Below are 21,513 nucleotides of genomic sequence, written 5' to 3'. Positions count from 1 at the left end.
CAGCTTACTTATCATTAAATAAAACATGTATGGGAGCTGAGTATCCTTTTACTGAAAATAGCCATTGATTGGCGGTTGCATCCGGTCTTCTGTATTCTCCTTTACGGGTATAGATAGCAATAGCGCCTCCGTTTCCGCTGCCGAAACCTGCGCCGGTAAAAGGCGGAGGAAATGTTTTAATAATAGCAATATCCAACGGGTTTACACTTAAGAAAGATTCTATCTCCACGGGTATCTCATCAATAAAAAAGGCATTCACCTGCTTGCCTCTCCATATCACTTCACTTTCACCCATTTTATCAATGTTGACACGCAGTCCGGGAACTTTTGTTTGTAAAAACGTTAAGCAATCCGGGAAAGATAAAACATCGTCATTGTCTAAGCAATCAATTACTCGCTCATTAATGTCCTGGAATTCAGGAGATGAATTTTCTTCGTTAAATTTTTCTGCATTACTTTTTCGTACACCCGTTACTGTTACACCTTGAATATTTTTAAATTTTTTATCTAAGCTGTCTGCATTGATACTATAATTCCCCGGCATAGGTTTGCCTGTAGAGTCTTTTTTAATTGGCGCTGTAAAAATGATTTCCGTGCTGAATATTAAATTAGTAAAATCGGAAGGGATTGGCTTCTGTGTAATCGTTACATCAGGATGAACTTTCCTCTTATCATCAGCATAATTAAAAATGAGAGAAGCTTTATTTTCAAATACCAATGCCGGTAATGTAAAAAAGTCACCTTCTGTAAGCTGTAATGCTTTATTATATAAACGCTGATTATCGGTTACTACCATTGCATTAATACTACGACCTTTTACTTTGCTGACCACCTGCCCGCTTATAGAAAATATTTTGGGATAAAAAAAAGCTTTTACCTGCATTGAATTTGAGCGAAAATTGGGAGGGATCACTAATGCAATGGCTGAGCTGATATCTATTACTGGGTAAAAAGAAGTATCAGTTTTTAAGGCAATGGGTGATGATACCGTTACCATTAATGTGCCCGGTTTGGTATTAGGAACTGCGTTAACTGTCAAGAATACAGAATCTTTTTTATCGCTCACATCATAACTGATGGTAACAGGTGATGCGCTTTGCTGTGCATGGGCAACAATCGTTAGTAAACTTGCCAAACACCATGCAGCTATTTTATTTTTCATTAGCCGATAAAATTATTTCAGCAAAAGAAAACCTCTTTAGTAAATCGTGCTATTTTATTTTCTCAATTAACAGCTATTTAACCGTCACTGGCAACACCATTAGCTTATTTTATCTATTACTAACTTTTTTACTTCGTTTAAAGAAATGCGTTCTTGTGTCATTGTATCTCTGTAACGAATGGTAACGGTTTGATCCTCTTTTGTTTGATGATCGATCGTAACGCAAAATGGTGTGCCGATTGCATCCATGCGGCGGTAACGTTTTCCAATGGCATCCTTCTCTTCATAAAAACAATGAAAAGATTGTTTGCAATCATCGTACAATTCTTTTGCAATTTCAGGTAAGCCATCTTTTTTTACTAATGGCAATATGGCTAATTTAGTAGGAGCAATTTTTGCAGGAATACGCAATATAACACGACTGTCCTCTGTTCCATCCTCTTTCGTCCATTTTTCTTCTGCGTAAGCTAAACTAAGAATGGTTAAGAATAGCCTGTCCAAGCCAACCGATGTTTCCAATACATATGGAATGTAGTTGCCATAAGGTTTCCCTGTTGCAGGGTCAACATCATTATCAAAATATTGTAATTTCTTTTTACTGTAGATCTGGTGCTGGCTTAGATCAAAATCTGTTCTGCTGTGAATACCTTCCAACTCTTTCCAGCCAAAAGGAAATTCAAATTCAATATCAAGCGCCGCATCAGCGTAATGTGCTAATTTAACGTGATCATGAAAGCGCAGTTTATTAGAAGGAATGCCTAAGCTCTCATGCCATTTCTTTCTTGTTTCTTTCCAATAGTTATACCATTCCATTTGTGTGCCGGGGCGAATGAAGAATTGCATCTCCATTTGTTCAAATTCACGCATGCGGAAAATAAACTGGCGGGCAACAATTTCATTACGAAATGCTTTCCCGGTTTGTGCAATACCAAAAGGTATTTTCATACGGCCGGTTTTTTGCACGTTTAAAAAGTTCACAAAAATTCCTTGCGCTGTTTCAGGGCGTAAATACACAATATTGTCATCAGGATTTTCAGAAGCCACTGCACCAAACTCTGTTTTAAACATCAGGTTAAACTGGCGAACATCTGTCCAGTTACTTGTTTTGCTTACAGAACATTTTATTTTATTGTCTTCAATTAATTTTTTTAATCCTGCATAATCATCTTTTGCTAATAAAGCGTCCATTGCTGCTAACACGCCTTCAGCTTCTTCTTTCTTGCCATCGGCTTTTAGCTCATCTGCAAAGCCTTCAATCAAATGATCAACACGATAACGTTTTTTGCTGTCCTTATTATCGATCATCGGATCGCTGAAATTATCGACGTGCCCGCTGGCTTTCCAGGTAGTAGGATGCATGAAAATGGCGGCATCAATGCCAACAATGTTATCATGCAGTTGCGTCATGCTTTTCCACCATTCATCGCGGATATTCTTTTTTAGCTGTGAGCCGTTTTGTCCATAGTCATACACAGCACTTAAGCCATCATATATTTCGCTGGATTGAAAAATGTATCCGTATTCTTTACAATGAGAAATTAATTCCTGGAAAATAGTTGTTTCGTTTGCCATAAGGGTGCAAAAATAGCTGAAATTATAGTTTGATTATGCACCCGGTATTTGTTTTTCGCTGGATTTAAAACCTTGCATCTAATGTCAGGTAGTTCTTTGCTTTAAATGATATCGTGCTAAAAAGTAGATGCTTATTATGTCGAGGACGAATAATAATGACACAATGTTAAACCATCGGGAATGTTCGCTTTTTAACTTTTTGTACCGATAGGCATAATCAATGATACCCTTTCCTTTTACTTGAATATCCATGATCGTATTATTGCTGGAAAACATAGGGCCTTGGTATAAATTGCTCATGTCTTCTTTTAAAATCCCAACAATTACCGTATCGCCTTTTTTCAAATTGTAAAACCCAAGAATAGAATTAGCAAAGCGATATTCGTCATGGTAGAAATTGAACTCCGGATTATAATCCTCGAATTTGAATTCAAAATAATTTTGCGGGCTTTTACCCCCGGTTGATTTTAAATGAATTTCATCTTTGAGTACAAAAGGACGAAATTCTACATCTTTTTCAGTATAAATATGTGTAAGAAAATTTTGCCAAAATGTTATAACAAAAAAGATAAAAAGAACCGGAAATATCTGCACTAAAAAATTTTTCTTTAACTTTTTTGATAATGTCCGTAAGCTTTCTCTTTTTATAAAGAAGTCTTCTGATTTGGATTTTATGAGTTGTATAACTATCCCAATACTGGTAAATAAAAAAAACATTGAAAATATCATGAAAAACCCACCTGCTTCTTTAGAAAAGAAAAAGTATAAAACAGTTCCTGCAATACCGGCTATAAATGCGCTGATATAAAAATATAGCTTGTTTTTTTGCGCTGCTGAATATTCATCCGCAAATTTTGTTTTGGATGCAATGTAGGCTTGCCTGGCTTCTTCGTTTGATAATGAAAATGTTTGAGCCAGCTCTGCTATTACCAGTTCCGGTGTTTTGTTGGGCTCATTACTTAAAATGATGGCAAACTCAGTAGCACGGTCTATTCTTACCGATAAGGGCAGGTCGGTATATTCCATTTATTTTAATTTTTCATTGTTCTGATGCCTTTCCGCATCTCTAATATTTTTTTTCTCAAAGTTTTTTTGCAATGCTTCAGTCAGATCAACGCCTGTTTGATTTGCCAGGCAGATCAGTACCCATAACACATCAGCCATTTCATCGCTTAATTCTTTTCCTTTATCAGTTTCTTTAAAAGATTGTTCTCCATATTTTCTCACCATTAATCTTGAAAGCTCACCTACTTCTTCCATCAATATTCCCAAATTGGTCAATTCATTAAAATAACGAACACCAACTGTTTTTATCCATTTATCAACTTTTTGTTGCGCTTCTTTAATAGTTAACTCTTGCATCGTTATTCTTTATTTTTTGTATCAATGATAATCGTCACCGGGCCATCATTCAATAAAGATACTTTCATATCTGCACCAAACTCACCCGTATAAATTTTCTTACCCAGATCCTTTTCTAATTGCACGATCATACTTTCATACAATGGTGTCGCAATATCGGGCTTGCTTGCTTTTATATAAGACGGGCGATTCCCTTTTTTAGTAGAAGCGTGTAATGTAAACTGGCTCACCAATAAAATATCGCCATCAATATCTTTTACAGAAATGTTGGGTGTTTTGTTTTCATCATCAAATATGCGCAGGTTTATTATTTTGTTGCTTAGCCATTCAATATCTTCTTTTGTGTCGGCATCTTCAATACCAATTAATATTAGTAGGCCGGTATTGATTTTTGATTTTACCGTGCCATTAATAGTTACACTTGCGTGTGCTACTCTTTGTATAACTGTTTTCAAAATAAATATGATTGTTATGAAGGTACTGTATTGTCATCTTCAGTAATAGTAATACTTTTTGCCACATACGAGTGGGAAATAGAATCGTGCCAGCCAATAGCATCACCTTTTAAAAATGTAAGAGCATCAAAAGGAATAAAGCGTGATAAAGTACGTTTAATAATTCGCCCCAAACCAGCTTTGTTTCCTTCGGCATCTATGACAATAGTGCCTGTTAAATATTTACCGGGTGTCATTCTGAATACTCCTTCAAAAAGCAAATAATAAAGTAATTCAAAAGGAATTAAAAATATATAATAGTCCATATAACCACTTCCTGTGCTCCATGGAGTAAAAAGATTATTTCGAATAATTGCCAATGCTGAACAATATAACATAAAAGTCAGGAGCGAAGTATCTACTAAGCGATTAATAAATCTTTGTTTTCGATTTGCCAATACGATTTCATGAACAGTGCCGGTTTCATAATTGATGGTATCAATTCTTGCTTTTTTATGTTTACATAACAGCCCAAATGCATAAATGAAAAAAATATAGATTGCCAGTTCTGTACATATTATTATATGAATTGAAAGAGGAACTTTTGCTGCTGTTATGTCAAATAGATCAGGTTTTTTTGCCAAAAAGTGACAATAATCCAAAAGTATGATAGGTATGGCTATTATACGGATGCTTAAAAAAAGGATTAACAATGAATTTTTTTTGAAACTGCTGGTGAAAGAAATAATTGAGCCGGTAAGACCCAATAAGGGCGTTCCAATAAAAACATAAAAAGTCCAATCGTATAATATCCAATGAAATGAAGGTATTCTCATTATATATATAATACACTCGTATAATTCCCAAATAATATCAATAATTAAAACAATAGAAAATATTTTTAATTGCCCGGTAAAATTTTTCATCAACAAATACTTTTTTATAAGCGTCAAAATACTAATAAAATAATTGAGTCCAATAGATTTTAAATGTACTTGACCCTTCAAAACCATCAGTTGAACTCGCTAGTAATTTTACGATTGAAAGGCATTGAGAATGTCTTCTCGGATACAGTCAAGACTAGGCTTAGCTTTCAATAAACAGGACCAAAAATATCCAATAAAATCAGGCATTTTAGAGTGTTGATGAATGCCAAACACACTAAAATCAGCCTATGAAAATTTTAACGAAAAAACCAATCTTTTCGGCTACTATTTTGTTACACTAATGTGCATAAAAGTGAAAGGCAGCCATGCTGCTGAATTACGAAAATATTCACAGTCCTTTTCCACAACTGTTGATATTTACCATGAGGAAATCTGGAAATGAAAAAATATTTTCGTTAACGCACATCGCAAAAACAATTCTTAATCTACTAACCAATTTATTTGTATGCCAAACAGTAAAAAACAAGTCGCCAAAGGCGGACTGCAGTTTAGTCGGCAGTTTACAAAAGATGGAGTATCTCCCTACGATATGTTCGAGTACGATTATCGTACATCCGTGATAAAAAATCCTACCGGAGAGGTAGTGTTTAAGATGGAAGATGTGGAAGTGCCAAAGCAATGGAGCCAGATCGCTACAGATATATTGGCACAAAAATATTTCCGTAAAGCAGGTGTACCGCAAGGTGATGGCACGACAGGCAGAGAAACAACGATAAAGCAGGTAGCACATCGAATGGCGCATTGCTGGAGGGTTTGGGGCGAGCGTTATAATTATTTTGCTTCGCAAAAAGATGCTGATATATTTTACGATGAATTGGTGTATAGTATATTAAATCAATCTTGTGCACCTAACAGCCCTCAATGGTTTAATACAGGATTACATGAAGTGTATGGAATAACCGGAAAGCCACAAGGACATTATTATGTAGATCCTGCCGACGATCAATTAAAGAAATCAACCTCGGCTTACGAACGCCCTCAACCTCACGCTTGTTTTATATTAAGTGTAGATGATGACCTGGTGAATGACGGTGGCATTATGGACCTTTGGGTTCGTGAAGCAAGAATATTTAAATACGGAAGTGGTGTGGGCACTAACTTTAGCAGCATTCGGGGAGATGGCGAAAAATTGAGTGGCGGCGGTACTTCCAGCGGATTAATGAGCTTTTTAAAAATTGGTGATAGAGCTGCTGGCGCTATTAAAAGTGGCGGTACTACACGTCGTGCAGCTAAAATGGTTTGTCTGGATCTAGATCATCCCGAAATACAGGAATTTGTAAACTGGAAAATGGAGGAAGAGAAAAAAGTAGCGGCTTTAATTGCTGCGGGCTATTCTCACGATTATGAAGGCGAAGCGTACAAAACAGTAAGCGGACAAAACAGCAATAACTCTGTTCGTATTCCTAACTCTTTCTTTAAAGCATTGGATGAAGATGGCGATTGGGAATTGAAAGCAAGAAGCACCGGCAAAGTAATGAAGACGGTGAAGGCAAGAGAATTGTGGAATCAAATTAATTACGCTGCGTGGCGCTGCGCTGATCCGGGAACTCAATACGATACTACCATTAATGAATGGCACACTTGTCCTGAGGGTGGTCGCATAAATGCGTCTAACCCTTGCAGTGAGTATATGTTCTTAGATAATACGGCTTGTAATCTTGCTTCTATCAACCTTCGTCGTTTCTTTAATGAGGCTGATAATAGTTTTGATGTTACAGGCTTTGAATATACTTCCCGTTTGTGGACAGTTGTATTAGAGGTAAGCGTTTTAATGGCGCAGTTCCCATCTAAAGAAGTAGCACAATTAAGTTATGATTATCGTACGCTTGGTTTAGGTTATGCAAACCTGGGTAGTATGTTAATGGTAAGCGGTATTGCTTACGATAGTGAAGAGGCAAGAGGAATTGCAGGTGCTATTACAGCGATCATGACGGGCATTGCTTATAAAACCTCTGCAGAGCTGGCAAGCATCTTAGGTCCTTTTGCTAAATATTCAGAAAATAAAAAGCACATGTTGCGTGTAATGCGTAATCATCGTGCAGCTGCGTATGATGCTACGGATGCATATGAAGGATTGGAAATAAAGCCTCAAGGTATCAATGCAAGGTATTGTCCTGACTATTTACTGAAAGCCGCTACCAAAGCATGGGATGATGCGGTTCAGTTAGGAGAAAAATATGGCTACCGCAATGCACAAACTACTGTAATTGCTCCAACAGGAACAATTGGTTTGGTAATGGATTGCGATACTACAGGTGTTGAACCTGATTTTGCTTTAGTGAAATTTAAAAAATTAAGCGGTGGTGGTTATTTCAAGATCATTAACCAAAGCGTTCCCCAGGCCTTGCGCAACCTCCAATACAACGAAAAGGAAATAGAAGAGATCGTAAATTATGCTAAAGGGCATGCTACATTAAAGGGTGCCCCTTACATAAATTATCAATCATTAAGTGAGAAAGGATTTATTACAGAAGAAATAGCAAAGCTGGATGCATCTATGGCTAGCGCTTTTGAAATCGGGTTTGTATTTAATGTGTATACGTTAGGAGAAGCTTGTTTACAACGGTTAGGATTTAAGCCTGAACAATACAATGATTTTGGCTGGAGCTTATTGGAAGCATTAGGATTTACCGATGAACAGATTGAAAAAGCCAACGAATATGTTTGCGGCACAATGACGGTAGAAGGCGCTTCTTATTTAAAAGAAGAACATCTTTCTGTATTTGATTGTGCTAATAAATGCGGACAAAAAGGCCAGCGTTATATTCATGCACACGGGCACATTCGCATGATGGGAGCTGCGCAACCATTTTTAAGTGGTGCTATCAGCAAAACGATCAATCTTCCAAACGAAGCCACAGTAGAAGAGATCGCAGATAGCTATCGCCTAAGCTGGGAACTAGGTTTGAAAGCAAATGCACTGTATCGTGATGGGTCTAAATTATCTCAACCGCTCAGCAACAAATCAGACAAGAAAAAGAAAACGGAAACTAGCGATAACGCACAGACGATAAATGAAGTGGAACAATCAGAAGCGAGTCAACCTACAATAGTGGATATGAGCAAGCTTACTATTGATGAGTTGCTGGATGAAGTAAGCAAGCGCATGCAAAGCAGTCCGGATACAACATTGAAAGGTAAACTTGCAAAAATTGTAGAACGCAAAACATTACCTGCAAAACGTAGGGGCTTTACACAAAAAGCAAAAATAAACGGACAGGCATTGTTCCTTCGCACCGGTGAATACAGTGATGGAACTGTTGGAGAAATATTTATTGATATGGCGAAGGAAGGAGCAACAATGCGCAGCATGCTCAACTGTTTTGCTATCGCTATTTCAATCGGATTACAATACGGCGTGCCTTTAGAAGAGTTTGTAGAAAAATTTGTGTTCACACGTTTTGAGCCAAGCGGAATGGTAGATCATCCGAATATTAAAACTACCACATCAATCATTGATTTTATCTTCCGCTCATTAGCGTATGAATATTTAGGCAGAAACGATCTGGTTCATGTGTTGGATAAGCCTGAAGTGGAAAATTTAGGCGATGAAAGTTGGGATGAAGCTTCGCCAACTATTGGAGAACGTAAACCTGAATTAAGTGAAGTACGAGTATTGGGAAGTGCCGCACCTCAACCGGCAAAGGCTCAAAAAACTGCTATGGTCAATGCCGGGGATAGCACACAGAATTATTTAAAATCGATGCAAAGCGATGCGCCTGCCTGTAATACCTGCGGTCATATTACTATTCGCAGTGGTACTTGTTACAAATGTTTGAATTGTGGAAACAGCATGGGTTGCAGTTAGTGAAATAGAACTCAGCATAAACAAAGGCCGTTTGAATTTTTCGAACGGCTTTTTTTATACCAAAAGATCTTTTTGATGATGTTCTTCATTATATTCTCTTTTCCATCTGCGGTGGCTCCATAAATAATTGGATGGATGTTGGCGAATAGAATCTTCCATGAAAGCGGCCATCTTCTTTGTTATTTCTCCATGAGGTAAACTATTAGGGTCGGTGGTTAGTAAGGTCAATTCCGTTTTATAATGCCCTCTTTTTAATTTATAGCAATTGCCCATCACTATTGCAGTTTTGTACATGCGGGCCGTTTTTTCAGGACCTTTTACAAAAGCAGTTAGTTTTCCAAAAAACGGAAGCCAATAACAAGCATCTACAGGACTTTGATCTCCCACTAAAGCCAGCACAAACCTGTCTTTGGAAATAGGAGCAAAATCTTTTCTGAACTGCCAGGCGCCTACTAATAGAGAACCATATCGTGACCGTATCTTATAAAAAAGTTTCTTGAATGTTTCATTAGCGATACCCATATAAACTACTACAAATGGATATTGAAGATTGGCAGCGTATGCAGGGTTGGCAATTTCCCAATTAAACTGGTGCGATAGTAAAAGCTGTATGTTGATCCCGCTATCGTACAGATCATTCATCACTTCATAATTACATTGGAAACGTTTATTCAATTCTTTTTTTGAAATGGATAACAGCTTTATTACTTCAATAAAGTTATCAGTGAAATTGGAATAAAATTCTTTCGCTATTTTTTCTCTTTCTGTTTCTGTTTTTTCAGGAAAAGCTATTAGCAGGTTATTCATAACAACCGGTTTCCTGTATTTGAATACACGGTATAGTAAGAAAGCAGCAAAATCACTTATGATATAAATAATTCGCCAGGGAAGTAATGATAACAAATAAAATATTCCGTAAACAATATAATACATAGCCAATTGTTGCACAAAGGTATGCCGTACAAGGGAGTGACACAACTATGCTTAATTGAAAGTCAAATGCTGACTAAAAAATTACAAAACAATGTTTTGAACCTTATCGCTTTTAGAAAGATAATCCGTTGTATAATGTAAGCCCCTGCTTTCATGCCTGAATTCTGCGCTTTTTACAATAAGATACGCGACAGTGATCATATTGCGTAATTCGCAAAGCTGTGGGGATACTTCTGTCTTTTCGTATAATACTTCCGTTTCTTCATGCAGCAGATCTAAGCGTTTATTGGCACGATGCAAACGCTCTGTGTTACGAACAATACCCACATAATCACTCATCAGCAATTTCAATTCTTTTAAACTTTGTGTGATAAGGATTTTTTCCTTTGGCTTATTGGTTCCTTCTGCATTCCAGCCCGGAATAAGGTTTTCATCAATTTGCTTAATACCATTTATTCTTTCTATAGCATCCAAATAAGCTCTGTGTGCAAATACCATAGCCTCCAGCAAACTATTACTTGCTAAACGATTGGCGCCATGCAAGCCTGTTGAAGCGCATTCACCTGCGGCATATAAATTTTTGATAGATGTGCGTGCGTATTCATCTGTTTTAATACCGCCGCAGCTATAATGCGCCGCAGGCGCCACAGGGATCATTTGCTTGGTAACGTCAATGCCTATACTCAAACACTTGTCATAAATAGTAGGAAAATGTTCAAGGAATTTTTCTTTCGGCATGTGGCGACAATCAAGATAAACATTTTCCGTACCGCCGATCTTCATTTCATTATCGATAGCTCTTGCTACAATATCTCTTGGTGCAAGGTCTTTGCGGGCATCATATTTTTCCATGAATGCCTCACCGTCTGCATTGCGTAAAATACCGCCATCACCACGTACTGCTTCTGTAATTAAGAACGATTGTCCACGCACGCCCGGCTCGTACAAAGCCGTTGGATGAAACTGGATGAATTCCATATTTTCAATACGTCCTTTTGCACGATATACCATTGCTACACCGTCTCCTGTTGCAATGGCAGGGTTTGTTGTAGTTCGATATACTTGTCCGTTGCCGCCGCTGGCCAGTAAAATGATCTTCGCTAATATCTTTTCAATCTTTTGCGTATTCAGGTTCAACACATACACACCATAGCACTCAATATCCAACGTAGATTTAGTTACTAAATATCCTAAATGATGTTGTGTTATCAGATCCAGCACAAAGCAATGACTTACCAGTTTGATGTTTGGTAAGGTTTTGATCTTTTCCAGCAATGCTCTTTCCATTTCTCTGCCGGTAAAATCTTTATGATGCAATATTCTGTATTCGCTATGTCCGCCTTCTTTACCTAACTTAAATTCTCCATCAGGCGCTTTATCAAACTGTGCACCCCACTCGATCAACTCCTTGATCCTGTCTACACCTTCTTTCACAACAATTTCAACAACATGTTCATTACACAATCCATCGCCGGCGATCAATGTGTCTTCAATATGTTTTTCAAAGCTGTCCTTATCTGCATCCATTACGCCGGCAATACCACCTTGCGCATACTTGGTATTGGTTTCATCGCTTTGTGTTTTTGTAAGAATCGTAATTGTTTTATCCGGGCAATCCTGTGCTACTTTTAAAGCATAAGTTAGTCCTGCTATCCCGCTGCCTATAACCAAGAAGTCTGTCTGCATGCTATTTTTAAGAGAGAGTTTATTGATGTTATTTATTTTGTTACAAACAATCGTTCGTTATTCATCATCATGGAGTTTATCCTGAGGAACGAAGTATCACTCACTTATACTGATGCTCTTTATTGAGCAACTACTGCCAAAGGTTCCACCCAGGCATCGTTTTCTTTTAATAAGTTAATCAATTCATCTACCGCTACAGCGCTGTCTACATTTCGTTTTACAATTTCCTTGCCTTTGTACAACGTTATTTTCCCAACGCCGCTGCCAACGTAACCAAAGTCTGCATCAGCCATTTCACCGGGGCCGTTTACTATGCAGCCCATGATAGCGATCTTCAATCCTTTTAAATGATTGGTTCTTGCCCGAATCTTTGCAGTTGTTTCCTGTAGCTCAAACAATGTTCTTCCGCAACTTGGGCAGCTGATATATTCTGTTTTAGATATTCTTGTACGAACAGCCTGTAAAATAGAGAATGAAGTGTTATTTAAAAATTGATGATTATTTTTTGTTGGCAAATAGGTTCTGCCTGATATTTTATTGTTTTGAATTTTTCCGGGATTGTTTATCAGCCATATCCCATCGCCAATGCCATCTAAAAACAATGCGCCGCTTTCTGCAGAAAAATGAATTAACTGCTCATCGATTGTGCTGTCATGGCTTTCAACAACTACAATAACAGGGCAGGTAATATTTTCATTCATCAGCTTTATTACAAAGCTTCTTACCGATTGCATGGCATTTGCCGCAGTTGACCAAAGGCATAAAACCACTTTTTTGTCAGCACGTATTGCCTGCAATATTTCATTTGTTACTTCGCTGTTTGTATCTAACGAAATAAAATTCATTACCTGCGAACGATCCGTAATTTCTAAATATTCATTACTGCTGTATAATGGAAAATATTTTTGTTGATCGCTTTCTCCCTTCCAAACCTTATAATTGCAAATAACTTTTAAAGTGCCCGGCAAAGCAAAGTCGATCAATTTATTATGCGAATAAATATAATCGGCAGCAGTATCGCCAATAGTCCACTTATCTGTTTGTTCGTTATAAGTATAGCCAATTGCCTGCAAGTCTTGATGGGCAATAGTTGCAGCCTCCATAAAATCAGCGATAACAACAGGTACATGATGTCCGCCAATATTATCAATTGTATTTGTCTCTCTTCTTTTATATTCAAATGGAGAATATGGTAACGAAGTCAAATTTTCTTTATCGGCTGATGTTTGACGTTTATCATCTGCATATCTTTTCACCAGGTCTTTACAAACGGGAATTTCAAATTCCGGATCTTCTGTTAGACTAACCCGAATAGTATCGCCAATACCATCTTCCAACAAGGTTCCAATACCAATGGCAGATTTTATTCTTCCATCTTCACCATCACCTGCTTCAGTAACACCGAGATGCAAAGGATAACACTCACCAAACTCGTCCTGCATGTGCTCGATCAGCAACCGATACGCTTGTACCATTACCAATGGATTGCTGCTTTTCATGCTGAGAATAATATTGTGGTAATCTTCGTTTCGTGCTATGCGTAAAAACTCCATAGCGCTTTCTACCATTCCATTAGGCGTATCGCCATAGCGGCTCATAATTCTATCGCTTAACGAACCGTGATTGGTTCCGATACGCATAGCTGTTCCATGCTCTTTACAGATCTTAACCAATGGCGTAAAGCGTTCACGAATACGTTCTATCTCTTCTGCATATTCAGCATCCGTATATTCAATTTGTTCAAATTTTTTCTTATCAACATAGTTGCCGGGATTTACTCTTACTTTTTCTACAATGGTGGCAGCTATTTCAGCAGCATTTGGTGTGAAATGAATATCTGCTACAAGCGGTGTGTTATAACCTCTTTTGCGCAATTCATTTTTTATGTTGAGTAAATTCTCTGCTTCTTTTTTTGATGGTGCAGTTATGCGTACCAGTTCAGCGCCGGCTTCAATACAACGAATGGATTGTTCTACTGTTGCCATAGTATCCATTGTATCGGTGGTGGTCATGGTTTGCACCCGAATAGGATGACCATTGCCCAACAATAAATTGCCAATCTTTACTTCACGGGTTTTTAAACGTTTGTATGTGGATATGCTTGCTGCGTACATAATATGCAATATGAGATGCAAATTTACTACTAAACCATCACAGACTAATTTGTTTGCGGCATTTATCACAAAGCCATTTTTTCTCCTTATCTACGGTATTTATAGAACCTTCCGCATCGTTCATTAAACATGCCACATTATTACTGCAATGCGGCAGCCCGAAATTATGCCCGATTTCATGTAATATTATTTTGATGAATCGTTCTTTAAAAAGAGCCGGCGAACTTAATAACCGATACGTTGAAACAATACAAACGCTGCCCGGGCAAGCGCCATAACCCAATATTCCCCAATCGCCAATAGAATCTTTTTTAGTAGAAATGTCTTTGCCTGTCAATCCAACTATTATCTCATTATCTTTTAAAAAACGATTTTCAAATTTTAAAAGACTGTCTGCTTTATAGCGATTTCTTGGTTTATAATATGCAAATGACGGAAGTTGAGCAGAAGTTAAGCATATTACCTTGCAATGATAAAAGCTGTCTATTTGTCGCTGAATAAAAGGGATAAGAGAAGTGTCAAATCCTTCGTAAGGCAATAATACAATGGTTGTTTCTTTTACAGTTGGAATATTCGCTTTCTTTTCATTACAGCCGAACAACAACAGTAAGAGAAGGTATTTCCACATATCAAATATTCTTTGATGAATAACGATGTGCCGTACAAGAGAACGATCCTTCATGCCTCAGGATAAACTCCACAATATTGAATAGCATTACGGCAGCTCGATCAAAAATTACATCTTGCCTTCAAAAAACCCCATTTGTTTTAAAATGGCTGTTGTAATACTCAATCTTGCTTTTTGAATGTCGATATTTTTATCGGGCGTTTTAATAAGCGTAACAAAAAAGTAAGGATGCTGGTTTTCTTCTACCCAGCCTACTATCCAGCCGATAGAATTATGCTGTTCATCATAGCCCAAGCCGGTTTTATAACAAAGCTTATACAACGTATTATCCTCCTGTGTCATTACTTCACGCACGATCTTTTGTGTTCTTTTTTGAAAAGGAAGTTGATCGAAATATAGTTTCTTTACCAACCCCAGTTGCTCATCCGGAGAAATTTTAAGACTGTTGTCTAACCAAAAACTATCAATACGATCACCTATTTTCATATTGCCATAATGCAAGCTATCCAGCCAATATTGCATCGTATCTCTTCCTATTCTGCGGGCAACTTCCTGGTAATAAGGAACGCAGCTAACTTTAAAAGCCTCTTTCATGCCCATATCTTTATTCCATGCTTCATTGCTACGTTTAATACCATCCCATTTGATCACCATGTTTCCATCTGTTATCTTTCCTGTTTCAATACCAATTAATGAGTTTACAATTTTAAAGGTTGAAGCAGGTAATGTGCGCTGTGCATCAAGACTTAGATTATAAGCCGTTATTTGCCCGGTTTTATTATTAAGGAATTCAAAGGAGCCATCCACTTTATATTCGTCAAAATACTTCTTTAGATCATTGTCTATTTTAACCCGTGTAGAGCAGGAGAAAAAGGTAACAGATAAAAGACAAAAAGTAAAAACCAATACAGGTTTATATCGAAAAAATGAAGAAGAAAAATTCATGATCTTATTTTGATTCTAAATATTTAGCAGTGGCTTCTAATGCTTCGTAAAATTCGGTTCCGTATTTTCTTATTAAAGATTCTTTTAAAAAAACATACACCGGAACCTTTAGTTTTTTTCCGAGAGAGCAGGCTGCTTTGCAAAGGTCTTCACGTGGCTCGTAGTTCACATATTCTATTTGCTTGTTCTTGCTTTGCTTGGTTCTGATAGGATATAAATGGCAGCTGATCGGTTTTTTCCATTGTACTTTGCCATCATTATACGCCTGTTCTATTCCGCATTTTACAATGCCTTTTTTATCGGTTATTCCATATACACAAACCTTACTTTCAATGGTAGGAGTTACCCATCCGAACTCACGACTGTAAACATACTTGCCTTGTTTCTGCAATTCTTTTTTACTTTCTTCCGTCAGATAAGGCAAAACAGCATCATACACCTCATTAATGTTTTGCAATTCCTCTTTTGTAAGCGGAGCGCCTGCATCGCCGTCAACACAACAACCTCCTTTGCATTTATTAAGGTCGCACACAAATTGCTCGCTAATCACCTCATCGCTTACCAATATGTTGTCAATTGCTATCATGGAAGCTGCAAAATTAGTTAGAAAAGATGGAAGCTGGACGTGAGATTATTTATTCGTCCACTTAAATGTGTTAATGATATGTTCCAGGTCTTTCTGCAAAAAATCCTGGACAGGCTTTAATGAATCTGCATTGGGAGTCACGTCAAAATACAGTGCTCCTCGGATGAAGTTCTTAGTGGTATCGCTTAAGAAGAATTGTTTGGAAGTGGCTGCATTGCCGCCTACTTTAAAAAATATTCCGGATAAGCCGTTAGGGGTATTAATTACACTGTCTTTAATAGAAGAAGCCGCTACAGTGTTTTTATTGGTCAATGCATACGCATCATTTACCAATTTATCATATACGTTAATGGCAAATGAATCTTTATAAACGCCATTGTCCTGTTTTATTTTGTACGTTGCTTTACCTCCTATGATCTTATAGCTTAAAAAAACTCTGCCCCGGAATTGAGGAAAATCGATATTGATCCAGTAAGGGTTTTCGGGATCGCTATCAAAATAAGTAGAATCACGGATTATTTGTGCATATACAGGATATTCAAAGCTGAAAGGAAAATCTTTTCGGTCAAATTGCGTGTATTCTCTTTTTGGAAAATCAATTTTATAATAGCCATGCTTTTTTGAAATGTAGGCAGAATTACAAGAACAAAAAGCTAAAAGCAAAAAGCTGAAAGCAAAAAACAAATTTGAAATTTGAAATCTGGAATTTGGAATGTGAAATTTCATTACTCGGTTACCGCTGGTTTTACAATCACTTTTACTCTGTCAATTCTGTTGCGGTTTATTTCTAAAGGAATAAAAGTATAATTACTGCTTACAATTTCTTCATTCACCTGTGGAAACTCTCCGGCTATCTCTAATACCAATCCTGCCAGGGAATCGCTGTCGCCTCTTATATTTTCAAACGCATCAACAGCAATACTCATTGCCTTGCATACATCGTTGATCATTGTTTTGCCTTCAAAGATGAAAGTGTGATCATCCAGCTTTTTATTTACACTTTCCTCATCGTCAAATTCATCTTTTATATCACCGATGATCTCTTCCATGATGTCTTCCAGCGTTACAATGCCCGATGTACCGCCAAATTCATCTACTACAACCGCAAAATGTATATGGCGGTTGCGAAATTCCTGTAACAGGTCTTCGATTAGTTTTTGTTCGTGTACAAAATAAGCCTGGCGAATAAGATCATGCCAGTTGAAATTTTCCGGGCGCTCGGTGTTAACATACGGCAATAGGTCTTTAGTATGTAGTATGCCTTCAATTTCATCCAGGTCGGCGTTGTATACAGGAAGTCTTGAATAATTTAATTCTTCTACTTTTTTAATTAATTCCTCAAAAGTGGAGGTATTGCTAATGCCACTAACGTCGAGCCGTGTACGCATTATTTGTTTTACGGTAGTATCGCCAAATTTTCGTATCCCTTTTAATATTTGCTTTTCTTCTACCGTTGCTTCATGCTCGGGTAAAAGGTCTATGGCATAATCCAATTGACTGCTATCTAATAAAGGAGAATTATTTTGAGAGAGCTTCTTTTCAATTCTATCACTAAAGCGAACCAATCTTTTACTAAAACGATAAAAAACACTATTGAACACATCTATCAATAAAGATGTAGTAGACGCAAACCAGATCTTATCGTTGGTTGCCCAAACCTTTGGCAACACTTCTCCAAACAACACTAATAAAAAGGTTACCAAAATTACTTTGATCACAAAGTTCAGCCAGAATACCAAGCCTAATTTTTCCAGCCAGCTGTCAATTAAAATATTGGATATAAGGATAATGCCGATATTAATAAAGCTATTGGCAATAAGCATGGACGCCAATAATATTTTCGGTTTTTCCAGTAAAGTAACTATACGCTTTAACGCTGGCTCGGGTCTTGTTTTAAGTGCATTTAGGTCTTTATGTGTAAGCGAGAAAAAAGCCACTTCGGAACCGGCTACCAAAAAAGATAAAGTAAAAAGAATAATAGCTAAAATGATGAGTACAGTAGAAATAGCAGGCGTAATTGCCAATAAAGAAAGCTTATTGCTTACAGTAAAATTAATGACCGAATGATAATCCAAAACAACCAGTTTTAGTGAACAATAACCAGAACAAATGTTCTAATTTTTTCCGAAGGTATAGTGTTTAATTTAAAAAGGTAAAATTTCAGGTCTGTCGTCAGGTGGCGGTATTTCACCTCCTTCAATAATATCCGGACCTGCAGCATGCCCATCCGTGCGTTTATCCAGCATGATCAGATTATCACCCACAATTTCTGTAGCAAACTTTTTATTTCCTTCTTTATCTTCCCAGCTCCTTGTTTTTAAACGACCTTCAATATAAACCAGGCTTCCTTTGTGTAAATATTTTTGCGCCAACTCTGCCAACCCTCTCCATAAAACTACTGTATGCCATTCTGTTTGAGAGATCAGTTTTCCGTTTCTGTCTTTATAGGTTTCTGTAGTAGCCAACGAAAACTTGGCAACAGCAATATTTCCTTCCAGAAATTGAATATCCGGGTCTTTTCCCAAATTACCGATTAGCATTACCCTGTTTACGCCTCTCATGTTGTTGGTTTTAAGTCATTAATGAAGATACAAACAGTACTAAACAAATTTAAAGATTAATTTTTTCATTTAAACGTGTTTTTGAAAAAATTGCAACAATCTAATAATTGAGGTTTTTTGAGGCTTTTGAGCGGCTTTTGTATCGTTATCAGGCAGTGTTGTGTAATTTAATTCCGATTTGCCGGAACTCACTTCTTCTGCAGATCGTTATTCAATATCTTTCAAGTAGGAGGTAATGAATTTCGGAAACGGCAACAGCAAGATTTTCTTTTGGCTCACTATATCATATCCATCAATTTTTAAAGGAGAATTAGTTATAGCCTTTATAAACTGTCCATGAATGGTTTGATGGCTAAGCTGTTGTTTATACTTTTTTGAGATAGTTATTTTGCTTTGAGTTTTTATGCCGGCAATTAATTCCAATTGCTTTTTTATTTTATTCTCCGGTAGTTCACTATCGCTTTCAAACAAAACAAATTCATATAGGTTTTCCCAAATGTCTTTTGCGGGTCTCTTTCTTACTAAAAAACTATTATTATGTTCAACAATGAAATAATAAAACCATCTTGTTCTTTTAATGATCTTTTTTTCTTTTACAGGCAATACATTCACTTTATTATTTAAATAAGCCACACAATTCTTTTGCAGCAAACAAGCATCACACAAAGGTTGTTGCGGCTTACAAATAACAGCGCCAAAGTCCATCAATGCCTGGTTATAAATGCCCGGTTGCTTTTTATCTAATAATGAATTGGCAAGTACTGTAAATGTTTTTTTTCCTTCAGTGCTATCGATCGGTATTTTAATTCCAAAGAATCTTGAAAGCACTCTAAACACATTTCCATCAACAACAGCATGCGGTAGTTGAAAAGCAAAAGAGCTAATAGCAGCTGCCGTGTACGGACCAATGCCTTTTAGTTTCAAAATAGCTTCATACGTATTTGGAAATTCTCCATTCAATTCAGTAGAAATAAACCTGGCAGTGGCGATTAAATTTTTACATCTTGAATAATAACCTAAGCCTTCCCACAATTTAAAAACAGTTGTTTCGGGTGCCTTTGCCAGGTCATTAACTGTAGGAAAAGCTTTAATAAAACGTTGATAATAGGCGAGTCCCTGTTCAACCCGGGTTTGTTGCAGGATAATTTCACTTAACCAGATCCTGTATGCATCTTTTTCTCCCTTCCAGGGCATTTGGCGGGTGTTGCATAACTCATTCCATTTCAAAAGCTGACGAGTAAAAAATTTATTCGTAGAAGCTGTTTTTTCCATTTTTTCAAATTTCCTTTAAAAAGAAATAAGCACCTATTTTATTTTATTTTTGTTATGACTTACTTAAAATCAAACAATTACATATTTTATAGAAAATATAAATATCTTATTGATTTGTTATTACAACCTGATAATCAGGCGATAGTGTTGCATAATTCATTTATTTGTCTTAATTTTCTTTTTACTTAACGTAAACTAAAACTTGCAATATGAGAAAAGCAGATCTAATCACACAGATTTCTGATAAAACGGGCATTCCCAAAGTGGATGTAATGGTGGCTTTGGAGACAATGTTTAAAGAGATCAAGCAGTCGCTCATCTCCGGCGAAAACATTTACATTCGCGGGTTTGGTAGCTTTATCACTAAAAAACGTGCGGCTAAAATCGGTCGAAATATCAAAAAGAATATAGCGGTAGAAATTCCTGAACATTACATTCCTGCTTTTAAGCCGGCAAAAGAATTTGTGAAAGAAGTAAAGAGTAAAAAACTCGATGACTCTCCGGTAAATGATGATATGGAAGAAGAATAGAACAAGTAACTTCGCATTTTTTAAACCTTGAATGTGAAGAAACAATTTATACTTGCCGGCGGAGGACTGATTTTATTACTTTCCCTATTTTTTTTCGGCAAAACAGTCGAAAAAAAACCTGAGATACAAACTCCTGCTACTGCACAGCCTTCGCCGTCTTTTTCGTTTGATAATTACCTGCAAACTGCAAAGCAACACCTCTCTCTCCCCCAACAAACATACGTTTTAGCATTAGAAAATAATATTAGCCGCGGCGATGTACAAGACCAGCAATTAAAAGATTATTCGGCGTTGGCATCTTTCTGGAAAGACTCTGTACACGACCATACTATTTACGATTTTTATATTGCAAAATCTGCCAAGTTGGTAAAGTCTGAAAAAACCCTCACCTTTGCAGCCCAATTAATGTTAACGGATTTGCAAAGAGAAGGAGATCCGGATAAAAAAGGTTGGGTAGCCGAACAGGCTATTGAGTTATTTGAACAGGCTATTGAACTGGATCCCAACAACGACAGCTTAAAGGTTGGATTGGGAAGTTGCTATGTTTATGGTAAAGGAATGGCAGGCAATGCACAGGAAACTATGAAGGGTATCCAGCAACTGCTGCAGGTCGTTCGCAGAGATTCTACCAACATGCAGGCGCAACTGGTTTTGGGAATTGGCGGTGTTATATCATCTCAATTTGATAAAGCTATACCACGTTTAACAACTGTAGTTACCAATGAGCCAAATAATGCAGAGGCTGTTTCCTGGCTGGCGGATGCTTATGCAGGCAAAGGGGATAAAGAAAATGCGGTGAAATGGTATGAAATAAGCAAGCGACTGGTGAATAACCCGAACTATAGTAAAGAGGTGGATGAGAGGATAAAGATGATGCAGTAAGCACATCAAAGAATTAATAGCTAAAAAATATTTACATAATTAAAATTATTGCTAAACAAAAAAAGACTAGAATATGCCTAGCGGTAAAAAA

The 21,513-nt window shown here is 37.1% G+C and carries 19 protein-coding genes; 3 read left to right on the top strand and 16 right to left on the bottom strand.

Annotation, left to right across the window (positions count from 1 at the left end; translation table 11 throughout):
- Nucleotides 1-4: 4 nt before the first annotated feature.
- The 6 genes from K9M53_RS14465 to K9M53_RS14440 form a co-directional block, all read right to left on the bottom strand.
- Nucleotides 5-1,162 carry a hypothetical protein gene (locus K9M53_RS14465; RefSeq protein ID WP_224016216.1) on the bottom strand — a complete coding sequence of 386 codons (1,158 nt, stop codon included), beginning with the start codon at nucleotides 1,160-1,162 and terminating at the stop codon, nucleotides 5-7.
- A 99-nt stretch (nucleotides 1,163-1,261) separates the two neighbouring features.
- On the bottom strand, nucleotides 1,262-2,734 hold the full coding sequence (locus tag K9M53_RS14460) for a glycine--tRNA ligase (protein WP_224016213.1): 1,473 nt from the start codon (nucleotides 2,732-2,734) through the stop codon (nucleotides 1,262-1,264).
- 84 nt (nucleotides 2,735-2,818) lie between these two features.
- Nucleotides 2,819-3,760 carry a hypothetical protein gene (locus K9M53_RS14455; protein WP_224016212.1) on the bottom strand — a complete coding sequence of 314 codons (942 nt, stop codon included), beginning with the start codon at nucleotides 3,758-3,760 and terminating at the stop codon, nucleotides 2,819-2,821.
- Nucleotides 3,761-4,096 (bottom strand): nucleotide pyrophosphohydrolase, encoded by a 336-nt coding sequence (locus K9M53_RS14450; RefSeq protein ID WP_224016209.1) that lies wholly within the window; start codon nucleotides 4,094-4,096, stop codon nucleotides 3,761-3,763.
- 2 nt (nucleotides 4,097-4,098) lie between these two features.
- On the bottom strand, nucleotides 4,099-4,551 hold the full coding sequence (dtd, locus tag K9M53_RS14445; protein ID WP_224016207.1) for a D-aminoacyl-tRNA deacylase: 453 nt from the start codon (nucleotides 4,549-4,551) through the stop codon (nucleotides 4,099-4,101).
- Between the two features lie 14 nt (nucleotides 4,552-4,565).
- Nucleotides 4,566-5,456 carry an RDD family protein gene (locus tag K9M53_RS14440; RefSeq protein WP_224016205.1) on the bottom strand — a complete coding sequence of 297 codons (891 nt, stop codon included), beginning with the start codon at nucleotides 5,454-5,456 and terminating at the stop codon, nucleotides 4,566-4,568.
- A gap of 466 nt (nucleotides 5,457-5,922) precedes the next feature.
- Between K9M53_RS14440 and K9M53_RS14435 the strand changes: the two genes are divergently transcribed.
- Nucleotides 5,923-9,285 (top strand): vitamin B12-dependent ribonucleotide reductase, encoded by a 3,363-nt coding sequence (locus K9M53_RS14435; RefSeq protein WP_224016204.1) that lies wholly within the window; start codon nucleotides 5,923-5,925, stop codon nucleotides 9,283-9,285.
- 54 nt (nucleotides 9,286-9,339) lie between these two features.
- On the opposite strand, the gene K9M53_RS14430 is transcribed toward K9M53_RS14435, so the two are convergent.
- The 10 genes from K9M53_RS14430 to mutY form a co-directional block, all read right to left on the bottom strand.
- Entirely contained in the window at nucleotides 9,340-10,218 is an 879-nt protein-coding gene (locus K9M53_RS14430) for a lysophospholipid acyltransferase family protein (RefSeq protein ID WP_224016201.1), read from the bottom strand.
- An 81-nt stretch (nucleotides 10,219-10,299) separates the two neighbouring features.
- Nucleotides 10,300-11,904 carry an L-aspartate oxidase gene (gene nadB / locus K9M53_RS14425; protein ID WP_224016200.1) on the bottom strand — a complete coding sequence of 535 codons (1,605 nt, stop codon included), beginning with the start codon at nucleotides 11,902-11,904 and terminating at the stop codon, nucleotides 10,300-10,302.
- Nucleotides 11,905-12,023: 119 nt separating this feature from the next.
- Nucleotides 12,024-14,018 carry a (E)-4-hydroxy-3-methylbut-2-enyl-diphosphate synthase gene (ispG, locus tag K9M53_RS14420; protein WP_224016197.1) on the bottom strand — a complete coding sequence of 665 codons (1,995 nt, stop codon included), beginning with the start codon at nucleotides 14,016-14,018 and terminating at the stop codon, nucleotides 12,024-12,026.
- A gap of 37 nt (nucleotides 14,019-14,055) precedes the next feature.
- Nucleotides 14,056-14,700 (bottom strand): archaemetzincin, encoded by a 645-nt coding sequence (locus K9M53_RS14415; RefSeq protein WP_224016196.1) that lies wholly within the window; start codon nucleotides 14,698-14,700, stop codon nucleotides 14,056-14,058.
- Nucleotides 14,701-14,754: 54 nt separating this feature from the next.
- Nucleotides 14,755-15,591, bottom strand: coding sequence for a class D beta-lactamase (gene blaOXA / locus K9M53_RS14410; protein ID WP_224016194.1), 837 nt, complete (start codon nucleotides 15,589-15,591; stop codon nucleotides 14,755-14,757).
- 4 nt (nucleotides 15,592-15,595) lie between these two features.
- Nucleotides 15,596-16,177: a DUF3109 family protein gene (locus tag K9M53_RS14405; RefSeq protein WP_224016192.1), complete on the bottom strand. Its 582-nt coding sequence runs from the start codon at nucleotides 16,175-16,177 to the stop codon at nucleotides 15,596-15,598.
- A gap of 45 nt (nucleotides 16,178-16,222) precedes the next feature.
- The gene (gene gldD / locus K9M53_RS14400) at nucleotides 16,223-16,861 is read right to left on the bottom strand and encodes a gliding motility lipoprotein GldD (protein ID WP_224016190.1); all 639 of its coding nucleotides are present in this window, start codon (nucleotides 16,859-16,861) and stop codon (nucleotides 16,223-16,225) included.
- A gap of 41 nt (nucleotides 16,862-16,902) precedes the next feature.
- Nucleotides 16,903-18,252 carry a gliding motility-associated protein GldE gene (gene gldE, locus K9M53_RS14395; RefSeq protein ID WP_224016188.1) on the bottom strand — a complete coding sequence of 450 codons (1,350 nt, stop codon included), beginning with the start codon at nucleotides 18,250-18,252 and terminating at the stop codon, nucleotides 16,903-16,905.
- A 69-nt stretch (nucleotides 18,253-18,321) separates the two neighbouring features.
- Entirely contained in the window at nucleotides 18,322-18,738 is a 417-nt protein-coding gene (locus K9M53_RS14390) for a single-stranded DNA-binding protein (protein WP_224016186.1), read from the bottom strand.
- Nucleotides 18,739-18,945: 207 nt separating this feature from the next.
- The gene (gene mutY / locus K9M53_RS14385; protein ID WP_224016185.1) at nucleotides 18,946-20,010 is read right to left on the bottom strand and encodes an A/G-specific adenine glycosylase; all 1,065 of its coding nucleotides are present in this window, start codon (nucleotides 20,008-20,010) and stop codon (nucleotides 18,946-18,948) included.
- Between the two features lie 209 nt (nucleotides 20,011-20,219).
- On the opposite strand from mutY, the gene K9M53_RS14380 reads away from it, so the two are divergent.
- A complete protein-coding gene (locus K9M53_RS14380; RefSeq protein ID WP_224016183.1) occupies nucleotides 20,220-20,540 on the top strand; it encodes an HU family DNA-binding protein in 321 nt (106 codons plus the stop codon).
- 33 nt (nucleotides 20,541-20,573) lie between these two features.
- Nucleotides 20,574-21,422: a tetratricopeptide repeat protein gene (locus tag K9M53_RS14375; protein WP_224016181.1), complete on the top strand. Its 849-nt coding sequence runs from the start codon at nucleotides 20,574-20,576 to the stop codon at nucleotides 21,420-21,422.
- Nucleotides 21,423-21,513: the final 91 nt, after the last annotated feature.

This window comes from Ferruginibacter albus, assembly GCF_020042285.1.
In the GTDB taxonomy this organism is placed as follows: Bacteria; Bacteroidota; Bacteroidia; order Chitinophagales; family Chitinophagaceae; genus Ferruginibacter; species Ferruginibacter albus.
The sequence above is the reverse complement of the archived record's forward strand: the minus strand, read 5'-3'. Positions and strand labels throughout refer to the sequence as shown.

Coding starts and splice junctions, on each gene's coding strand:
- K9M53_RS14465 (WP_224016216.1), bottom strand. CDS start 1,162: ATGAAAAATAAAATAGCTGCATGGTGTTTGGCAAGTTTACTAACGATT.
- K9M53_RS14460 (WP_224016213.1), bottom strand. CDS start 2,734: ATGGCAAACGAAACAACTATTTTCCAGGAATTAATTTCTCATTGTAAA.
- K9M53_RS14455 (WP_224016212.1), bottom strand. CDS start 3,760: ATGGAATATACCGACCTGCCCTTATCGGTAAGAATAGACCGTGCTACT.
- K9M53_RS14450 (WP_224016209.1), bottom strand. CDS start 4,096: ATGCAAGAGTTAACTATTAAAGAAGCGCAACAAAAAGTTGATAAATGG.
- K9M53_RS14440 (WP_224016205.1), bottom strand. CDS start 5,456: ATGAAAAATTTTACCGGGCAATTAAAAATATTTTCTATTGTTTTAATT.
- K9M53_RS14435 (WP_224016204.1), top strand. CDS start 5,923: ATGCCAAACAGTAAAAAACAAGTCGCCAAAGGCGGACTGCAGTTTAGT.
- K9M53_RS14430 (WP_224016201.1), bottom strand. CDS start 10,218: ATGTATTATATTGTTTACGGAATATTTTATTTGTTATCATTACTTCCC.
- nadB (WP_224016200.1), bottom strand. CDS start 11,904: ATGCAGACAGACTTCTTGGTTATAGGCAGCGGGATAGCAGGACTAACT.
- ispG (WP_224016197.1), bottom strand. CDS start 14,018: ATGTACGCAGCAAGCATATCCACATACAAACGTTTAAAAACCCGTGAA.
- K9M53_RS14415 (WP_224016196.1), bottom strand. CDS start 14,700: ATGAAGGATCGTTCTCTTGTACGGCACATCGTTATTCATCAAAGAATA.
- blaOXA (WP_224016194.1), bottom strand. CDS start 15,591: ATGAATTTTTCTTCTTCATTTTTTCGATATAAACCTGTATTGGTTTTT.
- K9M53_RS14405 (WP_224016192.1), bottom strand. CDS start 16,177: ATGATAGCAATTGACAACATATTGGTAAGCGATGAGGTGATTAGCGAG.
- K9M53_RS14390 (WP_224016186.1), bottom strand. CDS start 18,738: ATGAGAGGCGTAAACAGGGTAATGCTAATCGGTAATTTGGGAAAAGAC.
- mutY (WP_224016185.1), bottom strand. CDS start 20,010: ATGGAAAAAACAGCTTCTACGAATAAATTTTTTACTCGTCAGCTTTTG.
- K9M53_RS14380 (WP_224016183.1), top strand. CDS start 20,220: ATGAGAAAAGCAGATCTAATCACACAGATTTCTGATAAAACGGGCATT.